At 57.4% G+C, this 26,935-nt stretch carries 25 protein-coding genes; 6 read left to right on the top strand and 19 right to left on the bottom strand.

What is annotated here, in order from left to right:
• Positions 1-293 precede the first annotated feature (293 nt).
• From hemG to pepQ, 4 genes are read right to left on the bottom strand one after another with little or no spacing between them, the layout of a single operon-like run.
• Positions 294-836: a menaquinone-dependent protoporphyrinogen IX dehydrogenase gene (gene hemG / locus ACQUTP_RS23795; RefSeq protein ID WP_017899381.1), complete on the bottom strand. Its 543-nt coding sequence runs from the start codon at positions 834-836 to the stop codon at positions 294-296.
• Between the two features lie 11 nt (positions 837-847).
• Positions 848-2,299: a Trk system potassium transporter TrkH gene (trkH, locus tag ACQUTP_RS23800; RefSeq protein WP_004886724.1), complete on the bottom strand. Its 1,452-nt coding sequence runs from the start codon at positions 2,297-2,299 to the stop codon at positions 848-850.
• 39 nt (positions 2,300-2,338) lie between these two features.
• Positions 2,339-2,953, bottom strand: coding sequence for an IMPACT family protein (locus ACQUTP_RS23805; RefSeq protein WP_004886726.1), 615 nt, complete (start codon positions 2,951-2,953; stop codon positions 2,339-2,341).
• Positions 2,953-4,284 carry a Xaa-Pro dipeptidase gene (gene pepQ / locus ACQUTP_RS23810; protein WP_004886728.1) on the bottom strand — a complete coding sequence of 444 codons (1,332 nt, stop codon included), beginning with the start codon at positions 4,282-4,284 and terminating at the stop codon, positions 2,953-2,955. The genes ACQUTP_RS23805 and pepQ overlap by 1 nt, the downstream gene beginning before the upstream one ends.
• Before the next feature lie 191 nt (positions 4,285-4,475).
• Here pepQ and fadB point away from each other — a divergent pair, with 191 nt between their 5' ends.
• Together fadB and fadA are read left to right on the top strand one after the other, a co-directional pair.
• Positions 4,476-6,665 (top strand): fatty acid oxidation complex subunit alpha FadB, encoded by a 2,190-nt coding sequence (fadB, locus tag ACQUTP_RS23815; RefSeq protein ID WP_043521010.1) that lies wholly within the window; start codon positions 4,476-4,478, stop codon positions 6,663-6,665.
• A 9-nt stretch (positions 6,666-6,674) separates the two neighbouring features.
• Positions 6,675-7,838 (top strand): acetyl-CoA C-acyltransferase FadA, encoded by a 1,164-nt coding sequence (fadA, locus tag ACQUTP_RS23820; RefSeq protein ID WP_004886733.1) that lies wholly within the window; start codon positions 6,675-6,677, stop codon positions 7,836-7,838.
• Between the two features lie 193 nt (positions 7,839-8,031).
• Here the strand turns inward: fadA and fre are convergent, their stop codons facing one another.
• Together fre and ubiD are read right to left on the bottom strand one after the other, a co-directional pair.
• On the bottom strand, positions 8,032-8,733 hold the full coding sequence (fre, locus tag ACQUTP_RS23825; RefSeq protein WP_004886735.1) for an NAD(P)H-flavin reductase: 702 nt from the start codon (positions 8,731-8,733) through the stop codon (positions 8,032-8,034).
• A 49-nt stretch (positions 8,734-8,782) separates the two neighbouring features.
• Positions 8,783-10,258 (bottom strand): 4-hydroxy-3-polyprenylbenzoate decarboxylase, encoded by a 1,476-nt coding sequence (ubiD, locus tag ACQUTP_RS23830; RefSeq protein ID WP_017899384.1) that lies wholly within the window; start codon positions 10,256-10,258, stop codon positions 8,783-8,785.
• A 178-nt stretch (positions 10,259-10,436) separates the two neighbouring features.
• Here ubiD and rfaH point away from each other — a divergent pair, with 178 nt between their 5' ends.
• Complete coding sequence (rfaH, locus tag ACQUTP_RS23835; protein ID WP_004886742.1) at positions 10,437-10,925, top strand: transcription/translation regulatory transformer protein RfaH; 489 nt, start codon at positions 10,437-10,439, stop codon at positions 10,923-10,925.
• On the opposite strand, the gene tatD is transcribed toward rfaH, so the two are convergent.
• From tatD to udp, 9 genes are all read right to left on the bottom strand, one after another.
• Positions 10,922-11,713: a 3'-5' ssDNA/RNA exonuclease TatD gene (tatD, locus tag ACQUTP_RS23840; protein ID WP_017899385.1), complete on the bottom strand. Its 792-nt coding sequence runs from the start codon at positions 11,711-11,713 to the stop codon at positions 10,922-10,924. The genes rfaH and tatD overlap by 4 nt on opposite strands.
• Positions 11,714-11,756: 43 nt before the next feature.
• Positions 11,757-12,536 (bottom strand): Sec-independent protein translocase subunit TatC, encoded by a 780-nt coding sequence (gene tatC / locus ACQUTP_RS23845; RefSeq protein WP_004886745.1) that lies wholly within the window; start codon positions 12,534-12,536, stop codon positions 11,757-11,759.
• A gap of 2 nt (positions 12,537-12,538) precedes the next feature.
• Complete coding sequence (gene tatB / locus ACQUTP_RS23850) at positions 12,539-13,063, bottom strand: Sec-independent protein translocase protein TatB (RefSeq protein WP_023319454.1); 525 nt, start codon at positions 13,061-13,063, stop codon at positions 12,539-12,541.
• Positions 13,064-13,066: 3 nt separating this feature from the next.
• Positions 13,067-13,318, bottom strand: a complete 252-nt coding sequence (gene tatA, locus ACQUTP_RS23855; protein ID WP_002883425.1) for a Sec-independent protein translocase subunit TatA — start codon at positions 13,316-13,318, stop codon at positions 13,067-13,069.
• A 129-nt stretch (positions 13,319-13,447) separates the two neighbouring features.
• Complete coding sequence (gene ubiB / locus ACQUTP_RS23860) at positions 13,448-15,088, bottom strand: ubiquinone biosynthesis regulatory protein kinase UbiB (RefSeq protein WP_004886748.1); 1,641 nt, start codon at positions 15,086-15,088, stop codon at positions 13,448-13,450.
• The gene (ubiJ, locus tag ACQUTP_RS23865; protein ID WP_004886750.1) at positions 15,085-15,690 is read right to left on the bottom strand and encodes a ubiquinone biosynthesis protein UbiJ; all 606 of its coding nucleotides are present in this window, start codon (positions 15,688-15,690) and stop codon (positions 15,085-15,087) included. Before ubiJ ends, ubiB begins: the two co-directional genes overlap by 4 nt.
• A gap of 13 nt (positions 15,691-15,703) precedes the next feature.
• Positions 15,704-16,459, bottom strand: a complete 756-nt coding sequence (ubiE, locus tag ACQUTP_RS23870; protein WP_004886751.1) for a bifunctional demethylmenaquinone methyltransferase/2-methoxy-6-polyprenyl-1,4-benzoquinol methylase UbiE — start codon at positions 16,457-16,459, stop codon at positions 15,704-15,706.
• A gap of 70 nt (positions 16,460-16,529) precedes the next feature.
• On the bottom strand, positions 16,530-17,978 hold the full coding sequence (gene rmuC, locus ACQUTP_RS23875) for a DNA recombination protein RmuC (RefSeq protein ID WP_017899388.1): 1,449 nt from the start codon (positions 17,976-17,978) through the stop codon (positions 16,530-16,532).
• 133 nt (positions 17,979-18,111) lie between these two features.
• Complete coding sequence (udp, locus tag ACQUTP_RS23880) at positions 18,112-18,873, bottom strand: uridine phosphorylase (protein WP_002883419.1); 762 nt, start codon at positions 18,871-18,873, stop codon at positions 18,112-18,114.
• A gap of 272 nt (positions 18,874-19,145) precedes the next feature.
• Here udp and ACQUTP_RS23885 point away from each other — a divergent pair, with 272 nt between their 5' ends.
• On the top strand, positions 19,146-19,958 hold the full coding sequence (locus ACQUTP_RS23885) for a dienelactone hydrolase family protein (RefSeq protein ID WP_004886756.1): 813 nt from the start codon (positions 19,146-19,148) through the stop codon (positions 19,956-19,958).
• A gap of 58 nt (positions 19,959-20,016) precedes the next feature.
• Here the strand turns inward: ACQUTP_RS23885 and metE are convergent, their stop codons facing one another.
• Positions 20,017-22,281: a 5-methyltetrahydropteroyltriglutamate--homocysteine S-methyltransferase gene (gene metE / locus ACQUTP_RS23890; protein ID WP_032455980.1), complete on the bottom strand. Its 2,265-nt coding sequence runs from the start codon at positions 22,279-22,281 to the stop codon at positions 20,017-20,019.
• Between the two features lie 247 nt (positions 22,282-22,528).
• On the opposite strand from metE, the gene metR reads away from it, so the two are divergent.
• Positions 22,529-23,482: an HTH-type transcriptional regulator MetR gene (metR, locus tag ACQUTP_RS23895; protein WP_017899391.1), complete on the top strand. Its 954-nt coding sequence runs from the start codon at positions 22,529-22,531 to the stop codon at positions 23,480-23,482.
• On the opposite strand, the gene ACQUTP_RS23900 is transcribed toward metR, so the two are convergent.
• The 3 genes from ACQUTP_RS23900 to pldB all read right to left on the bottom strand — a co-directional run bounded on the left by ACQUTP_RS23900 (position 23,370) and on the right by pldB (position 26,195).
• Entirely contained in the window at positions 23,370-24,269 is a 900-nt protein-coding gene (locus ACQUTP_RS23900; RefSeq protein ID WP_002883414.1) for a carboxylate/amino acid/amine transporter, read from the bottom strand. The two genes, metR and ACQUTP_RS23900, sit on opposite strands and share 113 nt — an antisense overlap.
• An 88-nt stretch (positions 24,270-24,357) precedes the next feature.
• Positions 24,358-25,158 carry a sugar/pyridoxal phosphate phosphatase YigL gene (gene yigL, locus ACQUTP_RS23905; RefSeq protein ID WP_004886764.1) on the bottom strand — a complete coding sequence of 267 codons (801 nt, stop codon included), beginning with the start codon at positions 25,156-25,158 and terminating at the stop codon, positions 24,358-24,360.
• Positions 25,159-25,202: 44 nt separating this feature from the next.
• Positions 25,203-26,195 carry a lysophospholipase L2 gene (gene pldB, locus ACQUTP_RS23910; RefSeq protein WP_004886768.1) on the bottom strand — a complete coding sequence of 331 codons (993 nt, stop codon included), beginning with the start codon at positions 26,193-26,195 and terminating at the stop codon, positions 25,203-25,205.
• Between the two features lie 109 nt (positions 26,196-26,304).
• On the opposite strand from pldB, the gene rhtB reads away from it, so the two are divergent.
• On the top strand, positions 26,305-26,925 hold the full coding sequence (gene rhtB / locus ACQUTP_RS23915; protein ID WP_428902460.1) for a homoserine/homoserine lactone efflux protein: 621 nt from the start codon (positions 26,305-26,307) through the stop codon (positions 26,923-26,925).
• Positions 26,926-26,935 lie beyond the last annotated feature (10 nt).

Raw genomic sequence — 26,935 nt, forward strand, 5'->3', positions numbered from 1 at the left:
AAGAATCCATGTCACTTTGAGTGCCCACACAGATTGTCTGATAAATTGTTAAAGAGCAGTGCCGCTTCGTTTTTCGCTGCGGCGCGGGGTGTGCATATTACGCTTTCCCGCCGCAGAGTCAAGCATTTATTTTTGCTTTTCTCTGCGAGGTTCTCACCGGAACCCCGCTGACCCGGCGGCTTGCTTGCCGTTGTTCCGTGTCAGTGGAGGCGCATTATAGGGAGTAATTCCGAGGTGACAAGGGGAAATGCAAAAAAACTTTTCGTTCGCTCGCTTTTCCATCAAGACGCTGTTTAAACGCCCTGTTTGCTGATCATTTGCGCGATTTCTCGGGCAAATCGGGAGACCTGTTGCCAGTCGGTATAGACCACTTCTTTACGGGTATCCGTTTCGCCCCCGGTCATTTTCATAATCAGGCGGATCATAAACCGATCGTACCAGCGGTAACGCGGGTAACGTAGCGCCCCGGCAAACACCGCGCAGCTCTGCGGCTGCCAAGGCGAGTTGAGCAGAAACTTGCGCGTATAGCTATTGGTCTGCGGCGTGCGCTTTTCGGGTTTGCGCGCAACCAGGTTCACCGAAAAGAATGCCCCCGGCAGCGCCTGCAATGCTGCCAGGTGCTTTTTCACAAAGCGGTCCACCGCCGGATGAAAGTGTCCGTAGCGAATCGATGCGCCAATCACCACGCGATCATAATGATGCCATTCCACGTTATCGGTACGGTTCAGATTCAGGGTATCCGCATCGATACCCAGCTCTTTCAGCTCCGAGGCGAGAAACGAAGCGATTTCACGGGTCTGCCCGTCGCGGGTGGAAAAGAGAATTAAAGTTTTCACGAGCACTCCTGTTATTCGCGCCAGAAAGTGGGAGTAAAGAGCACCAGTAAGGTGAACACTTCCAGACGACCAAACAGCATATTAGCAATCAGGATCCATTTCGCGACCGGGTTCATGGTGGCAAAGTTGTCCGCGACGACGCCGAGCCCAGGCCCGAGGTTGTTCAATGTCGCCACCACGGAGGCGAAAGCAGAGAAGTCATCCACCCCGGTGGCGATAATAGCCAGCATACTAATGATAAAGACCAGCGCATAGGCGGAGAAGAATCCCCACACCGCTTCCAGAATACGTTCCGGCAGCGCGCGGTTACCTAATTTAATGCTATACACCGCATTCGGGTGAACCAGACGCTTAAGCTCACGGTTGCCCTGCTTGAACAGCAACAGGATACGGATCACCTTTAAGCCACCGCCCGTGGAGCCAGCGCAGCCGCCGATAAATGCGGAGCACAGCAGCAGCACCGGCAGGAACAGCGGCCAGCGCGCAATGCTATCGGTGGTGAATCCTGCGGTGGTCGCCATCGACACCACCTGGAAAAACGCCTGATTCAGCGTCGTCAGCACCGAGCCGTACACGTTATGAAGCCATAGCACCAGCGTACAGACGATGACCAGCGTCAACTGGACGCCAATGAACATTCGAAACTCAGGGTCACGCCAGTACACCTTCAGGCTGCGTCCGCTCAACAACGAAAAATGCAGACCGTAGTTACAGCCGGAGATCAGCAGGAAGATGGCAATGATGGAGTTGATCATCGGGCTGTTGAAATAGCCGACGCTGGCATCGTGAGTCGAGAAACCGCCGATAGCGATGGTGGCGAAGCTGTGCCCTATCGCATCGAAGGCCGGCATACCGGCAAACCAGAGCGCCAATGCGCAGGCGACCGTTAGTAACACATAGATAAGCCACAATGTCTTTGCCGTCTCGGCGATGCGCGGGCGCATCTTGTTATCTTTCAGCGGGCCGGGCATTTCCGCGCGGTAGAGCTGCATTCCCCCGACGCCGAGGATAGGCAGAATGGCCACCGCCAGCACAATGATCCCCATGCCGCCGAACCACTGCAGCATCTGCCGGTAAAAAAGGATAGCGTGCGGAAGCGAGTCCAGCCCCACCAGGGTGGTCGCCCCGGTCGTCGTCAGGCCGGAAAATGATTCGAAGAAGGCATCCGTCACCGTCAGGTTCGGCTGTTCGGCGAATATAAAGGGCAAGGCCCCTACGCTACCCAGCACGGTCCAGAACAGCACCACGATCAGAAACCCTTCACGAGATTTCAGTTCGCCCTTTTGCTTACGGTTCGGCCACCACAGCATGGAGCCGATCGCCAGAGCGACAAAAAAAGTTTGAGTGAAGGCCCGTCCCGCACCATCGCGATATATCAGGGCCACTAATCCCGGGACGATCATTGTCCCCGAGAATAAGATGACCAGCAGTCCAACGATTCGGGTTATGGCGCGAAAATGCATCTCTGGCGCTTCCTTTGATAGGCAAAAAAACAGAGGGGATTATTCGTTAATCTTCAGTAATTGCAATGAACCGCGACTAAAATCAGCCAGTTTTGCTGAAAAAGCCGCCACTTCGGCCTGGGGAAGCGCCACGCGCAGCCGAACCGACGCCAGATATTCGCTTTCAACGACATTCCCGGAAAATTGGGCGAGCAGCGCTTCAACGCCGGCCAGTTGCCCATATTCACATTGCAAAGTATATGCCGTTAACGGCGTCTTGCGCAGCGTCGTCAACTGCGCCAGCGCCTGATGGACACCGCCGCCATAGGCTTTCACCAGGCCGCCGGTGCCCAGCAGGATACCACCGTAATAACGTACGACGACAGCGGTTATCTCACCGACGCCGCTACCCATCAACTGCGCCAGCATCGGTTTACCCGCCGTTCCCGCCGGTTCGCCATCGTCTGAGAACCCAAGCTGTTGCGAATCATCAGGCGGTCCGGCGACCCACGCCACGCAGTGGTGGCGAGCATCGGGGTGATCCGCTCTGACCGACTCGACAAAGGCTTTCGCCGCCGCCACGCCGTCGGTATGCGCCAACAGCGTGATAAAACGGCTCTTTTTGATCTCCTCAACGACGGAAACTGGCGCCGCCGGGATTAACCAGCTCTCCATCAGGCCAGCTTCAGATCGCGCGTCATGTTTTCGATACTGTTTTCGTGAACCACCACGTTATCTTCGATACGGATCCCGCCGAATGGCTTCATGGCGTCAATTTTTTGCCAGTTGAAGTGCTTGCTGAACGGGCCTTCACGCCACGGCGCCAGTAACGACTCGATAAAGTAGATGCCGGGTTCAATGGTCAACACCATCCGCGGCTCGATAATACGGGTGCAGCGCAGATACGGGTATTTCGCTGGCGCCGCCAGATGCGTACCGGAGTCGTCTTGCATAAAGCCAGCAACATCATGCACCTGCAGACCCAGCGGATGACCAATCCCGTGCGGCATAAATGGCCCGGTCAGATCGTTCTCCACCATCGCCTCTTCGCTCATGTCAGTGACTAACTGGTGTTTACGCAGCAGCTTCGCAATACGCTGATGGAACTGGATATGGTAATCAACGTAGCGCGTCCCGGCTTTCATGGTGCTAATCAGCGCCAGCTGCTCGTCGTTAACGTCTTTAATCAGATGGGCGAAATCGTTATCGCCGTGTGCCGCCCAGGTCCGCGTCAGATCCGCGGCATAGCCGTTATATTCCGCGCCGGCGTCGAGCAGGAAGCTGCGCATCTCCGCCGGAGCGCGATGGTCCAGTTTGGTGTAGTGCAGGACGGAAGCATGCTCGTTCAGCGCCACGATGTTGCTGTAAGGCACGTCGGTATCGCGGTGACCGGTGGCGGTAAGATAGGCCTGGTTGATATCGAATTCGCTCATCCCGGACTGGAAAGCCTCATAGGCCGCACGATGACCATTCACCGCCGACTTCTGCGCTTCACGCATACAGGCCAGCTCGTAATCGGTTTTGTAAGCCCGGTAGTAATGCAGATAATCGATAACCCCTTTCGGGTTGATCTTATCCGCGGCGATTCCCAGGCCCAGCGCGCGCTCCGGCACCGGCCCGATATAGCCAATATTACCGCGAGCGGCAGGCAGTTGGCTGCCGATGCCATCGGCCTTCGGCAGCGCGACCACATCGACCTCTTCGGTCCAGAACGAGGTCGGCAGCGGCTCAACGTTATGCCAGTAATCAACCGGCAGATAAAACCACAGCTTCGGTTTATTCACACCGTCCACCAGCAACCAGCAGTTAGGCACCTGAGTCACCGGCACCCAGGCTTTGAACTGCGGATTGACCTTGAACGGGTATGGATGGTCATCAAGGAAGACGTTAACCAGCTCGCCGGAGTGAATCAGCAGAGCATCCATCTGAAAACGGGCCAGGACGTCGCGGGTACGTTCTTGTAGGGTAACAATATGATTTTTATAGAGCGCGGCCAGGGATTCCATCTTTTGTCCTTTGCTTTTATGGGATCGTGATACTCCGCATCTTAGCACATCGACCTGCGTGCGGGTGATTTCCGCCGGATGTGATCCGACCAGCAATTATTTAAAGAGTAATTTGCAATTCTTTAACATAAATTCCACACTCCGTTTCATCTGGTATGACCAGATCATATTGCTGGATTCAGGAGACTGACATGCTCTACAAAGGCGACACCCTGTACCTCGACTGGCTGGAAGATGGCATCGCCGAACTGGTGTTCGATGCCCCAGGTTCGGTCAACAAGCTTGATACCGCAACCGTAGCCAGCCTCGGTCACGCGCTGGATGTACTGGAAAAACAAAACGATCTCAAAGGCCTGCTGCTGCGCTCTGAAAAAGCGGCGTTTATCGTCGGCGCGGATATCACTGAATTCCTCTCACTGTTCCTGGTCCCTGAGGAGCAGTTAAGCCAATGGCTGCATTTTGCTAACAGCGTCTTCAACCGTCTGGAAGATCTTCCCGTCCCCACTATCTCTGCCGTCAATGGTTACGCGCTGGGCGGCGGTTGTGAATGTGTCCTGGCGACCGATTACCGCCTGGCGACGCCGGATCTGCGCATTGGTCTGCCGGAAACCAAACTCGGCATTATGCCAGGCTTCGGCGGCTCAGTTCGTTTGCCGCGTCTGCTCGGCGCCGACAGCGCGCTGGAGATCATTGCTGCCGGGAAAGATGTCGGCGCCGAGCAAGCGCTGAAAATCGGCCTGGTGGATGGCGTGGTCGCTGCGGAAAAACTGCGCGACGGCGCGCTGGCGATCCTGCGCCAGGCGATTCAGGGCGACCTGGACTGGAAAGCGAAACGTCAACCGAAGCTGGAGCCGCTGAAACTCAGCAAAATTGAAGCGACGATGAGTTTCACCATCGCCAAAGGCATGGTCGCGCAAACCGCCGGGAAGCATTATCCGGCGCCTATCACCGCGGTGAAAACCATCGAAGCCGCTGCGCGTCTTGGTCGTGAAGAAGCTCTGGTGCTGGAAAATAAAAGCTTTGTCCCGCTGGCTCATACCAACGAGGCCCGCGCACTGGTCGGTATCTTCCTGAACGACCAGTACGTCAAAGCGAAAGCGAAAAAACTGACCAAAGATGTCGAAACACCGAAGCATGCTGCCGTACTGGGCGCTGGCATTATGGGCGGCGGTATCGCATACCAGTCGGCCTGGAAGGGCGTGCCGGTGGTGATGAAAGACATTAGCGACAAATCGCTGACCCTTGGGATGACCGAAGCGGCGAAGCTGCTGAATAAACAGCTGGAACGCGGCAAAATTGACGGTCTGAAGCTGGCCGGAGTCATAAGCACCATTCAGCCGACGCTGGAGTATAGCGGTTTTGATCGCGTGGACGTGGTCGTTGAAGCGGTGGTGGAAAACCCGAAAGTGAAGAAAGCGGTACTGGCGGAAACCGAGGCAAAAGTGCGCCCGGATACCGTACTGGCATCCAACACCTCAACGATCCCCATCAGCGAGCTGGCCAGCGTTCTGCAGCGCCCGGAGAACTTCTGCGGCATGCACTTCTTTAACCCGGTGCATCGCATGCCGCTGGTTGAAGTGATTCGCGGCGAAAAAACCTCGGATAAGACCATTGCCAAAGTGGTGGCCTGGGCCAGCAAAATGGGCAAGACGCCAATCGTGGTCAATGATTGTCCCGGTTTCTTCGTCAACCGCGTGCTGTTCCCCTACTTCGCCGGATTTAGCCAGCTGCTGCGCGACGGGGCGGATTTCCGCAAAGTCGACAAAGTGATGGAGAAACAGTTTGGCTGGCCGATGGGCCCAGCTTATCTGCTGGACGTGGTCGGCATCGATACCGCGCACCATGCTCAGGCGGTCATGGCGGCGGGCTTCCCGCAGCGGATGCAGAAAGATTATCGCGACGCTATCGACGCCCTGTTTGACGCCAACCGTTTCGGGCAGAAGAACGGCCTCGGCTTCTGGCGCTATAAAGAAGACAGCAAAGGTAAGCCGAAGAAAGAAGAAGATGCTGCCGTCGACAGCCTGCTGGCCGACGTCAGCCAGCCGAAGCGCGATTTCAGCGATGAAGAGATTATCGCCCGCATGATGATCCCGATGGTTAACGAAGTCGTCCGCTGCCTGGAAGAAGGCATTATCGCCAGCCCGGCGGAAGCGGATATGGCGCTGGTATACGGCCTCGGCTTCCCTCCGTTCCACGGCGGCGCCTTCCGCTGGCTGGATACCATCGGCAGCGCGAAGTATCTCGATATGGCGCAGCAGTACCAGCACCTTGGGCCGCTGTATGAAGTCCCTGCCGGTCTGCGAGACAAAGCGCGCCATAACGAAGCGTATTATCCCCAGGTAGAGCCAGCCCGTCCGGTTGGCGCTCTGAAAACGGCTTAAGGAGTCACAATGGAACAGGTTGTCATTGTCGATGCTATTCGCACCCCGATGGGCCGTTCAAAGGGCGGCGCATTTCGCCACGTGCGCGCGGAGGACCTCTCCGCGCACCTGATGCGCAGCCTGCTGTCGCGCAACCCGTCGCTTGAGGCAAGCGCGATAGACGATATCTACTGGGGCTGCGTACAGCAAACCCTCGAGCAGGGTTTTAACATCGCCCGTAACGCGGCGCTGCTGGCGGAGATCCCGCATTCGGTACCGGCAAACACGGTTAACCGTCTGTGCGGTTCTTCCATGCAGGCGCTGCACGATGCCGCACGCATGATCATGACCGGCGATGCCAGCGTCTGCCTGATTGGCGGCGTGGAGCACATGGGCCATGTGCCGATGAGCCACGGCGTCGATTTCCACCCGGGCCTGAGCCGTAACGTGGCAAAGGCGGCAGGGATGATGGGGCTGACCGCTGAAATGCTGGCGCGTCTGCACGGCATTAGCCGGGAAATGCAGGATCAGTTCGCCGCGCGCTCCCACGCCCGCGCCTGGGCTGCGACCCAGTCCGGCGCATTCAAAGCCGAGATTATCCCCACCGGCGGCCACGATGCCGATGGCGTACTGAAGTCCTTTAACTATGACGAAGTGATCCGCCCGGAAACCACCGTCGAGACGCTGTCTACCCTAAGGCCGGCGTTTGACCCGGTGACCGGTACGGTAACGGCGGGCACCTCTTCCGCCCTTTCCGATGGCGCGGCGGCGATGCTGCTGATGAGCGAAAGCCGCGCCCGCGAACTGGGTCTGAAGCCACGCGCCCGCGTCCGTTCGATGGCGGTGGTCGGCTGCGACCCGTCTATTATGGGCTATGGCCCGGTTCCCGCTTCGAAGCTGGCGCTGAAAAAAGCGGGCTTATCCACCAGCGATATCGACGTCTTTGAAATGAATGAGGCCTTTGCCGCGCAGATCCTGCCGTGCATTAAAGATCTGGGCCTGATGGAGCAGATCGATGAGAAGATCAACCTCAACGGCGGGGCGATCGCGCTCGGTCATCCGCTGGGTTGTTCCGGGGCGCGTATTAGCACCACGCTGATTAATCAGATGGAGCGTAAAGATGCCCAGTTCGGCCTCGCCACCATGTGCATCGGCCTGGGACAAGGGATCGCCACCGTGTTTGAGCGGGTGTAAATTTACAAAAGGATATCTCACAGCCAATGGCGTCAGAACAAGGCGGCAAGCGAGCGAATCCCGATGAGCTTACTGAAGTAAGTGATTCGGGTGAGCAAGCGCAGCCAACGCAGTGATGACGTCATTGGCGAAGAGAGACAGTTTAGTTGCCGTTCTTCCCGCCTGTCAGGGGCGGGTTTTTTATTTGCAGATATCAGATAAAGGCAAACGCGTCGCCAAACAGGCGATCTTCGCGCGCGCCGCGTTCGTTGCAGAACAGGTCGCGAGCAATCTTAGCCATCTCGAAACGCCCGGCAATATAGATATCGTGATCGGCCAGGGTACCGTAATCCTGCAGCACCGCGGTCAGCACGGTGCCGGAACGCCCACGCCAGCCCTCTTCCGGCTGCTCAACCACCGGCTCGATGCGCAGATTTGGATGCTTGACGCTCAAGGCTTCCAGCTCGGCCAGATCGTACAGATGTTTGGTCTCGCGACCGCCCCAGTAAATCGCGATATCGCGCTGAGGATTGCGTGACAGCGCGGTGAGCAGAATAGAACGCACATAAGAGAAGCCGGTACCGCCGGCAATCAAAATCAGCGGGCGGTCTTCATCTTCACGCAGCCAGGCTTCGCCATGCGGAATATCAACCTCAATTTCACGCTCTTTCAGGATGCGATCCATGACCGCCATCGCGTACAGATTGAGCTCCGAGGCGCCGATATGCAGTTCGATAAACTCCTGTTCCGCCGGCGTGGAGGCCATGGAGAATGGGCGTTTGTCGCGCTCATCCATTACCACCATCAGATACTGGCCAGCGCGGAAAGAGAATGCCGCTTCCGGTACTAATCGAACACGATACACGGTATCGGTAATCGCCTCCACCGAGGTCACTTTACAGCTTAAGGTTGTCATGCGTCCCCTCTGTCGGGTCTAAAGAGCAAAACAGCGGCGTTAGCCCCGCTTACTGTTGTTTAAAGATGGCCAGATCATCCCAGATGGCGTCAATGCGCGCCGTGACGGCAGGATCTTTTTTGATTGGGCGACCCCATTCACGCTGGGTTTCGCCAGGCCATTTATTGGTGGCATCCAGCCCCATTTTTGAACCCAGGCCGGAAACCGGCGAGGCAAAATCCAGATAATCAATTGGCGTATTCTCTACCAGTACCGTATCACGAGCCGGGTCCATACGGGTAGTGATCGCCCAAATCACATCGTTCCAGTCGCGGGCGTTAACATCGTCATCGCAGACAATCACGAATTTGGTGTACATAAACTGGCGCAGGAACGACCAGACGCCCATCATCACGCGCTTTGCATGGCCTGCGTACTGTTTTTTCATCGTCACCACCGCCAGGCGGTAGGAGCACCCTTCCGGCGGCAGATAGAAATCGACAATTTCAGGAAACTGTTTCTGCAGGATCGGGACGAAGACTTCATTCAGCGCCACGCCCAGCACCGCAGGCTCATCCGGCGGACGGCCGGTATAGGTCGAATGATAAATCGCGTCTTCACGCTGGGTAATATGGGTGACCGTAAACACCGGGAACTGGTCTACTTCATTGTAGTAGCCGGTATGGTCGCCATACGGACCTTCCGGCGCCATCTCCCCGGCCTCGATATAACCTTCCAGCACAATCTCTGCGCTGGCAGGCACCTCAAGATCGTTCGAGACGCATTTCACCACTTCGGTTTTGGTGCCGCGCAGCAGCCCGGCAAAGGCATATTCCGACAGCGTATCCGGCACCGGGGTCACTGCACCAAGAATGGTCGCCGGGTCGGCGCCGAGTGCCACAGAAACCGGGAAGCGTTCCCCCGGACGCGCCGCGCACCACTCCTGGAAATCCAGCGCGCCGCCGCGATGAGACAGCCAGCGCATAATCAGTTTGTTTTTGCCAATCAGCTGCTGGCGATAAATCCCCAGGTTTTGCCGATCTTTGTGCGGCCCACGGGTCACCGTCAGCCCCCAGGTGATCAGCGGCGCGGCATCTTCCGGCCAGCAGGTCATAATCGGGATTTTCCTCAGGTCGACGTCATCGCCCTGGATGATTTTTTGCTGACAGGGGGCGCCGCGCAGACGTTTGGTGGGCATATTCAGCACTTGCTTAAACTGCGGCAGCTTATCAAACAGATCGCGGAAACCTTTGGGCGGCTCAGGCTCTTTCAGAAAGGCTAACAGCTTACCCACCTCGCGCAGCGAACTGACGTCCTCCTGGCCCATCCCCAGCGCCACGCGCCGCGGCGTGCCGAACAGGTTGCACAGCACCGGCATGGTATAGCCTTTCGGATTCTCAAACAGCAGCGCAGGACCGCCAGCGCGCAGGGTGCGGTCGGCAATTTCGGTGATTTCCAGGTGAGGATCGACCGGCAGAGTGATACGTTTTAGTTCGCCCTGTTGTTCCAGGAGTGTCAGAAAGTCGCGAAGATCGTGATATTTCATGAAAGTGTTATTGACCTCTCTACAGGCGGCTAATTATACGGTGTTCAACGGCGAGATGCTGTAATTTTGTTAAATTAGCGTGAAAGAACGCTGAAATTTGGATTTCAATTATAATGGCTTTCGCGATTACACCAGCCATTTGTTATGCTTGCCGTTATTAGAAGTGGAATGAGTCATTATGCAAGCCTGGTACTTACTGTATTGCAAACGTGGGCAGCTACAACGAGCCCAGGAACATCTGGAACGTCAGTCAGTTAACTGCCTGATGCCGACGATTGCGCTGGAAAAAATCATTCGCGGTAAACGCACCATGGTCAGCGAACCGCTGTTCCCGAACTACCTGTTTATTGAGTTCGATCCAGAGGTGATTCATACCACCACCATCAGCGCCACCCGCGGGGTTAACAACTTCGTGCGCTTTGGCGCCCTACCCGCTATCGTCCCCTCGGCGGTCATCCACCAGCTCTCTATCTACAAACCGGAAGGCATTACCGACCCGGAAACGCCGCATGAGGGCGATAGCGTACTGATCACCGACGGCGCGTTCGAAGGCTTACAGGCTATCTTTACCGAGCCGGACGGTGAAGCACGCTCTATGTTGCTGTTAAACCTGCTGAATAAGCAAGTCCTGCAGAGCGTTAAAAACACCGATTTCCAGAAAATCTAAGCGCCGTTAACGTCGACGCCAAACAGCGCCCTGACGTTGGCGTCCGTTTGCGCCTCCAGCCACTGCGCTTCCTCGCCGCGCCAGGCCGCGACGCTGGCCAGGATATGCGGCAAATACGCGGGCTCGTTACGACGCGAGGCGGGTTTCGGCTTGAGGTCGCGCGGCAGCAGATAGGGCGCATCGGTCTCCAGCAGCAGACGTTCCGCCGGGATCGCCGGCAATAGCGCTCGCAGCTCGAGCCCTCGCCGCTCATCGCATACCCAACCGGTAATACCGATAAACAGCCCCAGATCCAGACATTCCTGCACCTCGCTGCGGCTGCCGGTAAAGCAGTGCAGCACCGCGCCCGGGATCTTCCCGAGCCAGGGTTTAAGCAGCGCCAGAAACCGGTCGTGGGCGTCGCGGCAGTGTAAAAACACCGGCATCGACAGCTCGGCGGCCAGCGCCAGCTGGGCACTAAACGCCTCCTCCTGCTCCTGGGGCGTGGAAAAATTACGATTAAAATCCAGACCGCACTCCCCTATCGCCACCACCTGCGGCTCGCGGGCGAGGGCATAAATCGCCTCGGCGACCGCTGGCGTCCAGCTGCTGCCGTCATGGGGATGAACCCCCGCCGTGGACCAGCAGCCGGCGTAATGACTCGCCATTCTCTGCGCCTGCTGGCTCTCCGGTAAATTTGTGCCGGTCAGCAGCATGCCGTGAACCCCTGCCGCCCGGGCGCGCGCCACCACCTCATCATGGTCGCGGGCAAACTGTGAACTGGTCAGATTAACGCCGATATCAAACATGATCGCTCCATATGACAACCGCCCTGACGGGCGGTTGGCGGTATTACTCTTCTCTGTGCTCAGCGGCTTCAGCTTCGGCCGCGGCATCGTCATCACGCGTCAGGCGCTTCCCGGTGTAGAAGCGGGCGAAGAACACCCCGACTTCAAACAGGCAGTACATCGGAATAGCCAGCAGCGTCTGCGAGAACACGTCCGGCGGCGTCAGCAGCATCCCCACCACGAAGGCGCCCACCAGTACATACGGCCGCTTTTTGCGCAGCTCTTCCGGCGTGGTGACGCCCATCCAGCAGAGCAGCACAATGGCGACCGGCACCTCAAAAGAGACCCCGAACGCCATAAACAGCGCCATCACGAAGTCGAGATAGCTGCGGATATCGGTCGAGACCAGCACCCCCTCCGGGGCAGCATGGGTCAGGAAGCCGAACGCCAGCGGAAACACGACAAAATACGCGAAAGCCATGCCGATATAGAACAGCAGCGTGCTGGAGACCAGTAAGGGCACCACCAGCCGGCGCTCATGCTTATACAGCGCCGGCGCGACGAAGGCCCATACCTGATACAGAATAATCGGCACCGACAGGATCACCGACACCATGAAGGTCAGCTTTATCGGCGTAAAGAAAGGTGAAGCGACATCGGTGGCGATCATCGTCGCGCCTACCGGCATCTTGCTGATAAGCGGGGCCGAGACCAGCTGATAGATATCATTGGCGAAATAGACCAGCGCCAGGAAGATCACCAGGATAGCAATGATGCTGTTGAGCAGACGCTTGCGCAGCTCAATCAGATGCGAAATTAGCGGTTGTGTATCGTCTACGCCCATGTTTACGGTTTATCACTCGATGCGGGGGAAGAATGGGGGGCAGCCGCCGTAGCGGATGTTTTCTCTGCCGGTGAAGCGGATTGCTCGTCGGCCACGGGATCCGGCGCATGAACCGGAGCGCTGGCCTGATGTTCTGCCGTCGCCGGCGTGACGTCCTGCCGCTGCGCTTCGCTGCCTTTCACCACCGGATTATGGATGGTATTCGCTTCGTCACTGGCCTTTTCCGGGTCGTGGGCGCTATAGGAGCGCTTCATCGACTCCGCGGCCTCACGCAGCTCATCCATGGAGGCTTTCAGCTCCGGCGTCAGGTTATTCAGGCTGGCCTTTTCCACCTTCTTGAGGCTCTCCTGGAACTCCTGCAGTTTTAGCTCCTGAGCCAGCTCATTCTGTACCGTGGTCGCCAGCGACCGTAGCGTACGGATCCAGCCAACCACCGTTTTAACCGCGACGGGAAGCCGCTGTGGCCCCAGAACGATGAGGCCAATCACAAACACCAGCAGTAGTTCACTAAAACCAATATCGAACACGAGTTACACCTGCTCTTTGTCGTGGCGTTTTGTCTCGTCTTTTTTTGCATCATCCTGTTTATCGGCGATAGTTTTCGCCGTGAAATCTGCGTCTGGCGCCGACTTTTCAGGTTTATCATCATCACTCATGGCTTTTTTAAAGCCTTTGATGGATGCCCCTAAGTCTGACCCCAGTGAGCTCAGCTTCTTCGTCCCGAAAAGCAGAACTACGATGACGACAACAATTAATAACTGCCAAATACTGATACCACCCATACACGTTCCCCTATGACAGATGATGAATTATGTGGACGCATTATACACGCCATCCTGCCAGCCGCCTCGCCGTCAGGCCACCGGCATGATTTTGCGCAAATAAGCCTGCGTCATGAAGAGGCGAACCGATCAGCGGGTTTTTCGCCAGCCAATCAGCCAGGTCACGATACCGCCGGCCATCAGCCAGCCGGGCATCATTCCCCACTCAGGGCGATGGATAAAGAGCAGCGTACCACTGAGCAATAAAACCGCGCCTATACCAAACAGATAGCGGGATTGGCCCTGGCGCACATGACGCACATGCATATCCCGCACGATAGTATCGACGCTGGTCTGCAGCTGTTTGCTCTGCTGCAGGCTCTGATACACCAGCTCAGGTATTTCAGGCATTCTTTCGATCCAGAACGGCGCTTTGTCTTTAAACGCACGCACCAGCGCCGGAATACCGACCTGATCTTTAATCCACGACTCAAGGAAAGGCTTCGCCGTTTTCCACAAGTCTAACTGAGGATAGAGCTGCCGGCCTACCCCTTCTACGTAAAGTAATGTCTTCTGTAGCAAAACAAGCTGCGGCTGGACTTCCATATTGAAGCGCCGCGCGGTGTTGAACAGATTTAGCAGCACGTGGCCGAAGGAGATCTCCGCCAGCGGCTTCTCAAAGATGGGCTCGCAGACCGTGCGGATCGCGAACTCAAACTCTTCAACATTGGTGTCCGGCGGAACCCAACCGGAGTCGACGTGCAGCTCGGCAACCTTACGATAATCACGGTTGAAAAAGGCGATAAAGTTTTCCGCCAGATAGCGCTTATCTTCTTTGTTCAGCGAGCCGACAATGCCGCAGTCGATGCCAATATACTGCGGATCTTCCGGGTGCTCGTAGCTGACGAAGATGTTGCCAGGGTGCATATCGGCATGGAAAAAGCTGTCGCGGAACACCTGGGTGAAGAAGACCTGCACACCCCGCTCCGCCAGCAGTTGCATGTTGGTTCCCTGAGCCTCCAGCGCCTCCACGTCGGACACCGGAATACCGTAGATGCGCTCCATCACCATCATGCTTTCGCTGCAGTAATCGGGGTACACTTCCGGCACATACAGCATCGGGCTGTCTTCGAAATTACGCCGCAACTGAATGGCGTTGGCGGATTCCCGCAGCAGATTCAGCTCATCCAGCAGCGTTTTTTCATACTCACGAACCACCTCCTGCGGGCGCAGACGGCGGCCGTCAGGCAGCAGTCGCGGCACCCAGCGCGCCAGGCGGTAGATGAGCTTCATGTCCGCTTTAATGATCGGCAAGATATCCGGGCGGATAACCTTGATCACCACCTCTTTGCCGTTCTCTTTCAGACGCGCGGTATGCACCTGGGCGATAGACGCCGAGGCTAACGGCTCAACGGAGAAATCATCAAACCAGGCCTCCACCGGCAGGCCACCCATCGCTTTTTCTATCTGCTGCTGCGCAAGCTTCCCTTCAAAGGGCGCCACGCGGTCCTGCAACAGCGCCAGCTGATCGGCAATATGCGGAGGAAAGAGATCCCGCCGCGTGGAAAGCATCTGGCCGAATTTAATCCACACCGGCCCCAGCTCCTGGAGCGCCAGCCGCAGACGGGCGCCAAGAGGTTGATCCTGATGGCGGTTTGGCATCCAGAAGAGCATCCGCCGCCAGATACGCAGCGGCAGCGTGATCCGCATTTTGGGGATAAGCTCATCGAGCCCGTAGCTCAAAAAGGTGTGGATGATGAAATACAGGCGCCGTAATTCTCCTGGCGTCATTTGCCCTCCAGCGTTTCCAGCCGTTTTTCCAGTGCGGCCAGCGCGCGTTCAATAGCCGTCGTCTCTTCAGCAAACCAGGCCAGCTCCAGCGGCCCCGGTGCCAGGCGCCACTCTTCAGTGATCGCTTCAGCGACATAACGCTGCTGGCGCTGCGCGCCCTTCAGTAAAAACTGAGCGCCGCCGCGGAGGACTTTACCGACGCCTTCGGCCACGATGTCACCGGTATAAGGCGCCAGCAACTCAGCGGGATCGAACTCTGCCAGATCGCACAGGGTGACCATGTTCTGCACCACCTGCAGATCGCCCTGCACTTCCAGCTCGCCGCTACGGATAAGCGCCGTCAGTTGTTGACGGTTGCGTAGTTTTGGCAGCACGCTGAGCCGGGTAATCACGGTGCAGTCAGCCTCTCCGTCCCAGGCGCTCAGAACATCAACCTGGCGTTCACTGAACACCAGCACCACGGGCGTAGCGAAATCCTGCAGCTGTACCCGCAATACCTTGCCCAGCAGGCGCTGGCGGGCGGGTTTTAGCGCTTTGTCGCGCCAGAGGAAAGTATTTAGCGCCGTTTCAATGCCAGCGGTCACCAGGGGTGTGAAAGGCATAGCGTCCCTCCTGTCAGAACTTGTAACCGCGATGCAAAGCAACGATACCCGCCGTCAGGTTGTAGTAGTCCACGCTTTCGAAGCCTGCATCCTGCATCATCCCTTTCAGGGTTTCCTGGTCCGGATGCATACGAATAGATTCCGCCAGGTAGCGATAGCTGTCGCCATCTTTTGCCACCAGCTCGCCCACTTTCGGCAGGATATGGAAGGAGTAAGCGTCGTAGGCTTTGCTCAGCGGTTCGATAATGGGTTTAGAAAACTCCAGCACCAGCAGACGTCCACCCGGCTTCAGCACGCGGTACATCGAGCGCAGCGCTTTCTCTTTGTCGGTCACGTTACGCAGACCGAAAGAGATGGTGATGCAGTCAAAGGTATTATCAGCAAACGGTAGGGCTTCCGCGTTGGCCTGAACATACTCAACGTTACCCACGATGCCGATATTGCGCAGCTTTTCGCGGCCCATTTTGAGCATTGAATCATTGATATCAGCAAGCATAACGCGGCCGGTTTCCCCTACCAGACGGGAAAACTTAGCCGTCAAATCACCGGTCCCCCCCGCCAGATCCAGCACGGTCTGCCCGCGACGTACGCCGCTGCAGTCGATGGTGAAACGCTTCCACAAACGATGGATACCAAACGACATCAAGTCATTCATCACATCATACTTTGCGGCGACAGAATGGAATACATGCGCCACCATGTCTGCTTTCTGCTCTTTAGCGACCGTCTGAAAGCCAAAGTGCGTCGTTTCTTGTGAATCCTCAACCATCTTTATGCCTGCTTGCTTTTCAAGAAAATGTTCACTGAGTGTATCAGACTCAGCGCATTTCCCATACGTTTCAGCGTGGCGGAGCCGCCTCCCGGCTACGCACCGGCTCGGCAGAGTCGGGTGAAAATGCCTCATTTTCCGGCAGGTTATCCTCCGCTTCGAGACGATATGGATCGTCCTGAGCAATGGCTTGTTCGACTAAATCAGGATTAATCCCGCGCTTGACCTCCACGCCCAACCCGCGAAAAGCCTCCGCCTGGGCCAGAAGATTACCGCGCCCGGAAGCGAGCTTTTTCATCGCCTGGCGATAGTTCTCTTGCGCTTTATCCAGACTCTGGCCGATAGCGGACATATCGTCCACAAACAGGCGCATTTTGTCGTAAAGGCGCCCCGCCCGCTCGGCGATCTTCTGCGCGTTGCGGCTTTGGTGCTCATAACGCCACAGATTGGCGATGGTGCGCAGGGCCACCAGCAGCGTCGTCGGGCTAACCAGCATAATATTATTTTGCAGCGCCTCGCTGATGAGCTCGGGCTGACGGTCGATGGCCAGCAGGAATGCCGGCTCGACGGGAATAAACATCAGCACATAGTCTAGGGAGCGCAGGCCTGGCAGTTGCTGATAATCCTTGCGCCCCAGCAGGCGAATATGATTTCGCACCGAAGCAAGGTGCTCCTGCAGCGCGACTTCGCGGGTGTAGTCGTCCTCGGCGTTGAAATAACGCTCATAGGCGACCAGGGTCATTTTGGCGTCGATAACCACGTCTTTACCCTGCGGCAGGCGCACGATGACGTCCGGCTGCATCCGCGAGCGGTTGTCGGTCTCGATGCTGACCTGGGTTTGGTACTCATAGCCTTCCCGCAGGCCGGAGGCCTCCAGCACGCGGGTGAGAACCACTTCCCCCCAATTGCCCTGGGTTTTGTTATCGCCCTTCAGCGCTTTGGTCAGGTTCAGCGCCTCCTGCGCCATCTGCGCGTTCAGCTGCTGCAGGTTGCGGATCTCATGCGCCAGGGTGTGCCTTTCTCGCGCCTCCTGACCGAAGCTCTCCTGCACCTGCCGGCGGAACCCGTCCAGTTGTTCCCGCAGCGGTGTCAGCAGGCCATGCAGGCTCTGGCGATTTTGCTCATCGACGCGTCGGTTGCTGTGTTCGAAAATGCGGTTGGCGAGGTTTTCAAACTGCTCGCTCAGGCGCTGCTCGCTGTTCACCATCTGGCGGATCTTATCTTCCGCATGCAGCTGGGTGGATTCGAGCCGGGTGGTAACCTCACGCAGATCGGCCTCCAGCGAGGTATTGATATCCCGCAGGCTGCGCAGCTCGTTGTTCAGCAGCTCGCACTCTTCACGCCAGTGGGCTTCCTGTACCAGTTGCTGACGGGCAGCGCTCAGCTCAATATCCAGCTCTCGCCGCTCCTCGATAAGATCGGCCCGAATTTGATCGGCGCGCGCTTTGGTCGCCAGCCAGCCGACGATTAACCCGGCAGCCAGTGCGATAACCGCGCTGATAATAATGGAGAGATCCACGACGCCCCCTGCGATAACCTGATGACACAAAATAGAATTGTGCTGTACAAACGTCCAGTTTAAAAGGAATTTCCTGCGAGAGGCGACGCAAAAAAAAGGCCGGAGGATCCGGCCTGAAGGGAAAGCGGTTTAATTACAGCAGACGGCGCGCCGCTTCGACGACGATTTTCACCGCGTGGCTTTCGGTTTGCTTCATGGTTTCGGCGTTAGGGATCTCTTGCTGGGTACGGTTAACGATAACCCCAGCCACCATCCCGGCGCGCAGGCCCTGGCTGGCGCACATGGTCAGCAGCGTAGCGGATTCCATTTCATAGTTCATCACGCCCATCGCCTGCCACTCTTCCATAGAGCCTTTGAAGCGGCTCACCACGCGACCGGAGAACGTGTCGTAACGCTCCTGGCCCGGGTAGAAAGTATCCGAGGAGGCGGTCACGCCGATATGGGTGGTGGCGCCAATGGATTTCGCCGCTTCCACCAGCGCGGTGGTGCAGGCGAAATCTGCGACGGCCGGGAATTCCATCGGCGCGAAGTGCAGGCTGGCGCCGTCCAGACGCACGGAGGCGGTGGTGACCAGCACATCGCCAACGTTGATGTGCGGCTGAATGGCGCCGGTGGTGCCAATGCGCAGGAAGGTACGTACGCCAAGCTGCGCCAGCTCTTCCACAGCGATAGACGTAGACGGGCCGCCGATGCCAGTGGAGCAGACGATCACCGGTTTGCCGTCCAGCTCCGCGCGCCAGGAGGTAAATTCGCGGTGGGATGCCAGCTTAACCGGCTTATCCATCAGCGCGGCGATCTTTTCCACACGCTCCGGATCGCCAGGGACGATAGCCAGCGTAGCCCCTTGTAAATCGTTCTTGGTGAGGCCGAGATGAAAAACATCAGACTTGGACATAAAAAACTCCTCTGTGGGTCGAATTATCAGCAGAAGCAAAACGGTACTGTACAGAAGCCCCAGGCAACATTTTGTGATGATAGTCACCAAGAACAATAAAGATTGCAGTTGTTTTTCAGTAAATAGTGATACACATCACATTAACAAGTTATATTCATCGTCACAGAACAAAAGATAGCCGCTTTCAGGCACTGTGCTTTATTACCGCCCGAACTAAAGGTAAAGGGTCTATAGTTACTGATGCGCTAATAAATAAGGGTACGGAGAATACCATGACCACCACCAAGCAACCTGGATTCGCACCTGCAGCCTCGCCGCACGCCGCAACCGCCGTTCATACGCCGGAAGAGCATATTGTCGCCGGAGAGACCTCTATTCCCTCTCAGGGTGAAAACATGCCGGCTTACCATGCCCGTCCGAAAAACGTCGATGGCCCATTGCCGATCGTCATCGTGGTACAGGAAATTTTCGGCGTGCATGAGCATATTCGCGATCTTTGTCGCCGCCTGGCGCAGGAGGGCTATCTGGCTATCGCGCCTGAGTTGTACTTCCGTCAGGGCGATCCGAATGAGTATCACGATATCCCAACCCTGTTTAAAGAGCTGGTTACCAAGGTGCCGGACGCGCAGGTGTTGGCGGATCTCGACCACGTCGCCAGCTGGGCGGCGCGTCATGGCGGCGATGCCCATCGTCTGCTGATCACCGGCTTCTGCTGGGGCGGACGCATCACCTGGCTGTATGCCGCACATAACCCGCAGCTTAAAGCGGCAGTGGCCTGGTACGGCAAGCTGGTGGGAGAAAAATCGCTGAATTCGCCAAAACATCCGGTGGATATCGCCGTCGATCTCAACGCCCCGGTGCTCGGCCTGTACGGTGCGAAAGACGCCAGCATTCCGCAGGACACCGTCGAGACGATGCGTCAGGCGCTGCGGGCGGCTAACGCCACAGCGGAAATCGTGGTCTATCCCGAAGCCGATCACGCCTTTAACGCCGACTATCGCGCCAGCTATCACGAAGAGTCAGCCAAAGACGGCTGGCAGCGAATGCTGGCCTGGTTTGCGCAGTATGGCGGAAAAAAAGGGTAATCGCCCAAAGCATGAAAAAAGGAGGCAAATGCCTCCTTTTTGATTTTTCCGGTGACGATCAAGCGGACTGGCGCAGATTCCGCGCCGCTTGCACCATATTCGCCAGCGCGGCGCGCGTCTCCGGCCAGCCGCGGGTTTTCAGGCCGCAGTCCGGGTTGACCCACAGCCGCTCCGCCGGGATACGCTGCGCGGCTTTTTCCAGCAGCGCTTCGATCCACTCCACGCTCGGTACGTTTGGCGAGTGAATATCATATACTCCCGGCCCGATCTCATTGGGATACTCGAACACTTCGAACGACTCCAGCAGTTCCATGTCGGAACGCGAGGTTTCAATGGTGATCACGTCAGCATCCAGCGCGGCGATGGAGTCCATGATGTCGTTGAACTCGCAATAGCACATGTGGGTATGGATCTGAGTATCGTCTTTGGCCACCGCAGCGTTAAGACGGAAGGCTTCCACACCCCACTGCAGATAGGCATCCCAGTCGCTGCGCTTCAGCGGTAAACCTTCGCGCAAGGCTGGCTCATCAATCTGGATGATGCCGATACCGGCCGCCTCCAGATCCGCCACTTCATCACGCAGGGCCAGCGCAATCTGTTTCGCGATGGTTTCACGGCTGACGTCTTCCCGCGGGAAGGACCAGCACAGAATCGTCACCGGTCCAGTGAGCATTCCTTTCACCGGCTTGTCGGTCAGCGACTGCGCGTACTTCGCCCATTCGACGGTGATCGCCTGCGGACGGCTGACGTCGCCGATCACCACCGGCGGCTTCACGCAGCGGGAGCCATAGCTCTGCACCCAGCCGTTTTGCGTGAAGATGAAACCGTCCAGATGTTCACCGAAGTATTCCACCATATCGTTCCGCTCGGCTTCCCCGTGCACCAGTACGTCTAATCCTAACCGCTCCTGCTCGACGATCGCCTGCTTAATATGTTCCGCAATGCCGGTACGATAATGACTGGCGTCAAGATTTCCCTTTTTGAAGTCCAGGCGCAGGCCGCGGATCTCGGTCGTCTGCGGGAATGACCCGATGGTGGTGGTCGGCCAGGCCGGCAGGTTAAAGCGTTGACGCTGTGCCTGAGCGCGAACCTCATAGGGGCTGGCGCGCTGGCTGTCCTGAGGAGTGATCGCCGCCAGCCGTTTTTCCACCGCCGGGTTGTGCACGCGAGACGAATGGCGACGAGCATGGACTGGCGCGCTCCACTCGGTAATCGCCGCCGTATCGCCGCTGTTCAGCGCATCGCGCAGCAGCGCCAGCTCACCGCATTTTTGCAGAGCGAAGGCAAACCAGCTCTTCACTTCCGCATCAAGGCGCGTCTCCACGCTCAGGTCGATCGGGCTGTGCAGCAGAGAGCAGGATGAAGCGACCCACAGCTCGCGCTTACCGACGAGGTCTTTAATTTGCGCATACTTTTCGGCGAGATCGGCGCGCCAGACGTTACGCCCGTTGATCAGGCCTGCGGACAGCAGCCAGTCGGCCGGCAGACGTTTATGCAGTTCGGCGACATCATCTTTACCGTGGACCAGATCGACGTGCAGCCCCTGGACCGGTAGCGCAGCAATGGTCTCGAGATTGTCGCTAACGCCTTCAAAATAGGTGGTCAGCAGCAGTTTGACCTGGCCCTGCAGGGCGTCATAGGCCGGTTTAAAGGCCTCCAGCCACGCTGGCGGCAGCTCCAGCACCAGCGCCGGTTCATCAATCTGCACCCACGCAATGCCGCGCTTCGCCAGTTCGGCCAGCACCTGCTGATAAACCGGCAGGATGGCATTCAGCAGGCTCAGACGGTCAAACGGTTCGCCTTTCACTTTGCCCAGCCACAGATAAGTCACCGGCCCCAGCAGCACGGGCTTGATCTTGTGGCCCAGCGCCAGCGCTTCGTCCACTTCATCCAGCAGTTGGGTCCAGGTCAGTTTGAACTGCTGGCCCTGCACGAACTCCGGCACCATGTAGTGATAGTTGGTGTTGAACCACTTGGTCATTTCCGCGGCGGCCGCTGGCTCGCCGGTGGGCGCGCGGCCGCGGCCAATGCGGAACAGGGTATCGATATCGACAGAGCCGTCTTTGTTCTGATGACGAGCCGGCACGTTGCCAAGCAGCAGGCTGGTGGTCAGAACATGGTCGTACCAGGCGAAATCGCCCACCGGCAGCAGGTCAATACCGGCCTGCTTCTGCTGCTCCCAGTGACGGGCGCGCAGTTCCCGGCCTACCGCCAGCAGCTCCTCGCGAGTGGCATTGCCCGCCCAGTAGCTCTCTTGCGCTTTTTTCAGCTCGCGACGCAGGCCAACGCGAGGAAAACCGAGGGTGTGGTTAATAATTGTCATTTTTGTTCCTCTCTTATTTCATTGAATCTGAAGAAAAACTCTAAATAGTTCGGCTTGCAGGAAGGCGGCAACGATGCGCATCCCCAGGAGCTTACTGAAGTAAGTGACTGGGGTAAGCGAGGCAGCCAACGCATCTGCAAGTCGAAATATGACGAGTTTTAGACGTCCAGATGTTTACACATCCATAATTGGCAGTTACTGTATATTCCTCAAGCGCAAATTGCTCATGGCGAAGTGAAGGACTTTCATGATCGAAATTAAACATCTGAAAACGCTGCAAGCGTTGCGGAACAGCGGTTCACTGGCGGGCGCAGCGGCTGCCCTGCACCAGACCCAGTCCGCCTTGTCTCACCAGTTCAGCGATCTGGAACAGCGTCTTGGCTTTCGTCTCTTTGTGCGTAAGAGCCAGCCGCTGCGTTTTACCCCTCAGGGGGAGATCCTCTTACAGCTGGCCAACCAGGTGCTGCCGCAGATCGCCCGCGCCCTGCAGGACTGTAACGAACCGCAGCAGACCCGGCTGCGGCTGGCTATCGAATGCCATAGCTGTATTCAGTGGCTGACGCCGGCGCTGGAGAATTTCCGCGCCCGCTGGCCGCACGTGGAAGTCGACTTCCATTCCGGCGTCACCTTCGACCCGCAGCCTGCGCTGCAGCAGGGCGAACTGGATCTGGTGATGACCTCCGATATCCTGCCGCGCAGCGGTCTGCATTACTCGCCAATGTTTGATTATGAGGTGCGCCTGGTGCTGGCGCCTGAGCACCCGTTAGCCATGAAGACCCTGATTACGCCGGAGGATCTGGCCGCGGAAACGCTGCTGATTTATCCCGTACAGCGCGGACGCCTCGACATCTGGCGCCATTTCCTGCAGCCGGCCGGTATCAGCCCGCAGCTGAAAAGCGTCGATAACACGCTGTTGCTGATCCAGATGGTGGCAGCCCGGATGGGCATCGCCGCGCTGCCGCACTGGGTGGTGGAAAGTTTTGAACGCCAGGGTCTGGTGGTGACCAAAACCCTGGGAGAGGGATTATGGAGCCGGCTGTACGCGGCCGTTCGCGATGGCGAGCAGCGTCAACCGGTCACCGAAGCGTTTATTCGCTCTGCGCGGAACCACGCCTGCGATCATCTGCCGTTTGTCCGGAGTGCGGAGCGACCCAGCGTCGATGGACCCACAGCGAGGCCAGGATCACCAACGCTCCGCTAATAAAGCTCGGCCAGTGCGGCTGCTCCTGCCAGATGGCAAGGTTAACCAGCAGCCCGGCGGGGACATGGACGTTATTCATGATCCCCAGCGTGCCGGCATCCACCTGGGTGGCGCCATAGTTCCACATAAAGTAGCCCAGCCCGGAAGCCACCACGCCGAGCCACACCAGCACGCTCCACTGCAGCGTGGTGGTCGGCAGCTTCTGGGCGTTGCCGAGCATAAACCACGCCGCCACCGCCACGATAAAGGCCCCGACATAGAACCAGGCAAAGGCATTGTGCTGCGGCATCGGACGCACCTCCATCAGGCGCTTGTAACCCACCATCCCGATGGCGAAGCAGAGGTTTGACAACTGCACCAGTAACAGCCCGGTCCAGAAATGATCGCTGACTTTGTCGTAACGGATAATCGCCGCCCCCAGCACCGCCAGCGCGGCGCTCAGCAGATAGCCCCAGCGCAGTTTCCGTCCGCTGAGCAGATCGTAGATCAGCGTGATATACAACGGGGTAAACACGGTAAACAGCAGGAATTCCGAGACCGTCAGATAGAGATAAGCGCGGAAGGCCAGCAGATACATGATGCCAAGCTGCATCGCGCCCACCAGCATATAGAGCACGATCGTGCGCGGAGACTGGCCTCGCGTGCGCAGGAAAGGCAGGAACACCAGCGCCGCCAGGCCCACGCGCATCAGTACCGAAAAATAGCTGTCGACGCTACCGGCCAGGTACTCGCCAATCAGGCTAAAAGAAAAGGCCCACAGGATAGTGGTGATAATTAACAGCGCCACAATGGTCGTCTCGTTGGATAAAGAACAGGCATTGTAGCGAAGAGTCAGGTTGACGACTGGGCAATTATTCGCCAGTCGTCAATCTTTGTCAGTCGAGGTACAGCTTACGCAGGTAGTGTGGGACCGCATCGTCGGCGTTGCTACCGATCACTTCCAGTTCCGGATGCAGATCCTTCAGCCGCTGGTGGGCGTTGGCCATAATGCAGCCTTTGCCGGCCATCGACAGCATCTCGGCGTCGTTCATGCCGTCGCCGAAAGCGATGCAATCTGACAGACTGTAGCTGAGCATTTTCGCCACTGCCTCCAGCGCATGCCCCTTCGATACCCCGCCCGCCATCACCTCCAGGCAGGTTAAGGTGGAGAAGCTGACGTTCACGCGATCGCCCCAGCGGGCGTTCATCGCCTGCTCAAGCGGTAGCAAATGTTCGTGATCCTCACAGGTAAAGAACACCTTGCTGATCCCCTGCGGATCCAGTTCGCCCGGCTCATACAGCTTGTAGTTAAACACCGCCTCTTTGAAAAAGCGCATCTCTTCCGGGCGATGGCGGTTCATATACCACTCATCTTCCCGATAGACGTTAGTGACGATTTTCGGGTCGTTACGCACGATCTCAAACAGGTCGGCGGCAATATCACGGTCGAGGTTATGGGCGAAGATTTGCTGACCATCGCTATCGTGAACGCGGGCGCCGTTAGAGGTGATCATGTACGACCGGATGCCGAGGTTATCGCGGATCTGCCCGACGTCGATGTAGTGTCGGCCGGTGGCGAAGACGAAATTGATCCCACGGGCGGTAAGCAGCTTCAGCGTCTCTTTGGCATAGGGGGTCAGGAAATGATCGGGGGAAAGCAGCGTGCCGTCTAAATCAGACGCAACAACCTGGTACATAAAAAAGTTAACCTCTAAGCAGGGCGACGAGCGTTATCGTCGGATTAAGTATGTCGATTGAAAAACTCGACGATGGCATTGAGCGCGACTGAGCGCATAGCGTCCTTTTCAAAAAGGATCTCATGGTATGCCCCTTCAATGACGAGCGGCTTTCCGCCCTCACAGGGATGGCCGGCGGCGGCCCGTAATTCACAATAGCGGTCGTGCATCAGATTATCGACCACCCGCTCCTCCTCCGCCTGCAGCAGCAGCGTCGGGGCGGTATCTTTTTCCACATTCGCCAGCACTTCGTCACCGGCCAGCATGCCTTCGCGCACCCAGTGCCAGGTCGGGCCGCCGACCTGCAGTCGCGGCTCGTCGGCATAGAAGCGCAGGTTACGACGATAGCGTTGTCGACTGTGCGTCAGCACGTTAACGGCAAAAGGCAGCGCCCGCCAGCGTCCGGTGCCGATGGCATACTCTTCGCGAATGCGCTGATGGCCCTCAGCCCAGTCGAGAATATGGCGCACCATCCAGTCCGGCAGCCGAATGATAATCCCGAACATCGGCGCGCAGAGCGCAATCGCATCGCAATGCGCCTGGTAGCGTTGCAGAAAGAGCGTGGCAATCGCCCCGCCCATAGAGTGAGCGAGGATAAACCGTTTTCGCCAGTGGCCGGGGACCACCTGCTGCTGCCAGAGCGCAGCCAGGTCATCAACATAATCGCTGAAGTTCACCACGTGCCCGCGGTGAGTATCAGAGAGCAGACGACCCGAGCGACCCTGACCGCGATGGTCGATGATCATCACGTCAAAGCCGCTGTGAAAGAGATCGTAGGCCACTTCAGCATACTTCACGTAGCTTTCAATGCGCCCAGGGCAAATCAGCACCAGTCGATCGTGATTTTGCGCGCAAAAGCGAACAAAGCGTACCGGTACATCGTCGACGCCTTTAAATTCAGCCTCTTCGCGCTGTCGCCAGAAATCCGTCAGCGGCCCCATGCTAAAGGCCGCAAACGCGTTTTCTCGTGTTTCCCAGTCCTTTTTCTGCCCAAACATCGGGTTTACACCCCTGTTAACCGCTGAAAATCGTTTTTTTGCCGTGTATCACACAATGCTGACACAATAGCGTATTGTGGCATAAAAACAGACAATCAGGGAGTTTCTCATGACCATTGAGTGGTGGTTCGCCTACCTGCTGACATCAATCATTCTCAGCCTGTCCCCGGGTTCCGGAGCGATTAATACCATGACCACCTCCATTAACCACGGATACCGCGGCGCGGCGGCGTCAATTGCCGGTTTGCAGACCGGGCTGGCCATTCATATCGTGCTGGTCGGCGTCGGTCTCGGCACCCTGTTCTCCCGCTCGGTGCTGGCCTTTGAGGTGCTGAAATGGGCCGGCGCAGCCTATCTTATCTGGCTGGGTATCCAGCAATGGCGCGCGGCAGGGGCCATCGACCTGAATACGCTGGCGAAGGCGCAGACGCGCGGCAAACTGTTCCAGCGTGCGGTGTTCGTGAATCTCACCAATCCCAAAAGCATTGTTTTTCTGGCCGCCCTGTTTCCGCAGTTTATCCTGCCCCACCAGCCCCAGGTGATGCAGTATCTCGTTCTGGGCGTGACCACTATCGTCGTCGATATCATTGTGATGATTGGCTATGCGACCCTGGCGCAGCGCATTTCAGCCTGGATTAAAGGGCCAAAGCAGATGAAGGCGCTGAACAAAGTCTTTGGTTCACTGTTTATGCTGGTTGGGGCGCTCCTCGCCTCCGTCCGTCACGCCTGAATGATGAAAT

Origin of the sequence: Klebsiella sp. 2-CIP_Kleb. (assembly GCF_050378715.1) — a bacterium.
Taxonomy (GTDB): Bacteria; Pseudomonadota; Gammaproteobacteria; order Enterobacterales; family Enterobacteriaceae; genus Klebsiella; species Klebsiella quasipneumoniae.

Coding starts and splice junctions, on each gene's coding strand:
- pepQ (WP_004886728.1), bottom strand. CDS start 4,284: ATGGAATCCCTGGCCGCGCTCTATAAAAATCATATTGTTACCCTACAA.
- ubiJ (WP_004886750.1), bottom strand. CDS start 15,690: ATGCCTTTCACACCCCTGGTGACCGCTGGCATTGAAACGGCGCTAAAT.
- rfaH (WP_004886742.1), top strand. CDS start 10,437: ATGCAAGCCTGGTACTTACTGTATTGCAAACGTGGGCAGCTACAACGA.
- tatC (WP_004886745.1), bottom strand. CDS start 12,536: ATGGGCGTAGACGATACACAACCGCTAATTTCGCATCTGATTGAGCTG.
- trkH (WP_004886724.1), bottom strand. CDS start 2,299: ATGCATTTTCGCGCCATAACCCGAATCGTTGGACTGCTGGTCATCTTA.
- metE (WP_032455980.1), bottom strand. CDS start 22,281: ATGACAATTATTAACCACACCCTCGGTTTTCCTCGCGTTGGCCTGCGT.
- fadB (WP_043521010.1), top strand. CDS start 4,476: ATGCTCTACAAAGGCGACACCCTGTACCTCGACTGGCTGGAAGATGGC.
- tatD (WP_017899385.1), bottom strand. CDS start 11,713: ATGTTTGATATCGGCGTTAATCTGACCAGTTCACAGTTTGCCCGCGAC.
- ACQUTP_RS23885 (WP_004886756.1), top strand. CDS start 19,146: ATGACCACCACCAAGCAACCTGGATTCGCACCTGCAGCCTCGCCGCAC.
- ubiD (WP_017899384.1), bottom strand. CDS start 10,258: ATGAAATATCACGATCTTCGCGACTTTCTGACACTCCTGGAACAACAG.
- ubiB (WP_004886748.1), bottom strand. CDS start 15,088: ATGACGCCAGGAGAATTACGGCGCCTGTATTTCATCATCCACACCTTT.
- pldB (WP_004886768.1), bottom strand. CDS start 26,195: ATGTTTGGGCAGAAAAAGGACTGGGAAACACGAGAAAACGCGTTTGCG.
- fre (WP_004886735.1), bottom strand. CDS start 8,733: ATGACAACCTTAAGCTGTAAAGTGACCTCGGTGGAGGCGATTACCGAT.
- fadA (WP_004886733.1), top strand. CDS start 6,675: ATGGAACAGGTTGTCATTGTCGATGCTATTCGCACCCCGATGGGCCGT.
- tatA (WP_002883425.1), bottom strand. CDS start 13,318: ATGGGTGGTATCAGTATTTGGCAGTTATTAATTGTTGTCGTCATCGTA.
- ubiE (WP_004886751.1), bottom strand. CDS start 16,459: ATGGTTGAGGATTCACAAGAAACGACGCACTTTGGCTTTCAGACGGTC.
- metR (WP_017899391.1), top strand. CDS start 22,529: ATGATCGAAATTAAACATCTGAAAACGCTGCAAGCGTTGCGGAACAGC.
- rhtB (WP_428902460.1), top strand. CDS start 26,305: ATGACCATTGAGTGGTGGTTCGCCTACCTGCTGACATCAATCATTCTC.
- ACQUTP_RS23805 (WP_004886726.1), bottom strand. CDS start 2,953: ATGGAGAGCTGGTTAATCCCGGCGGCGCCAGTTTCCGTCGTTGAGGAG.
- yigL (WP_004886764.1), bottom strand. CDS start 25,158: ATGTACCAGGTTGTTGCGTCTGATTTAGACGGCACGCTGCTTTCCCCC.
- udp (WP_002883419.1), bottom strand. CDS start 18,873: ATGTCCAAGTCTGATGTTTTTCATCTCGGCCTCACCAAGAACGATTTA.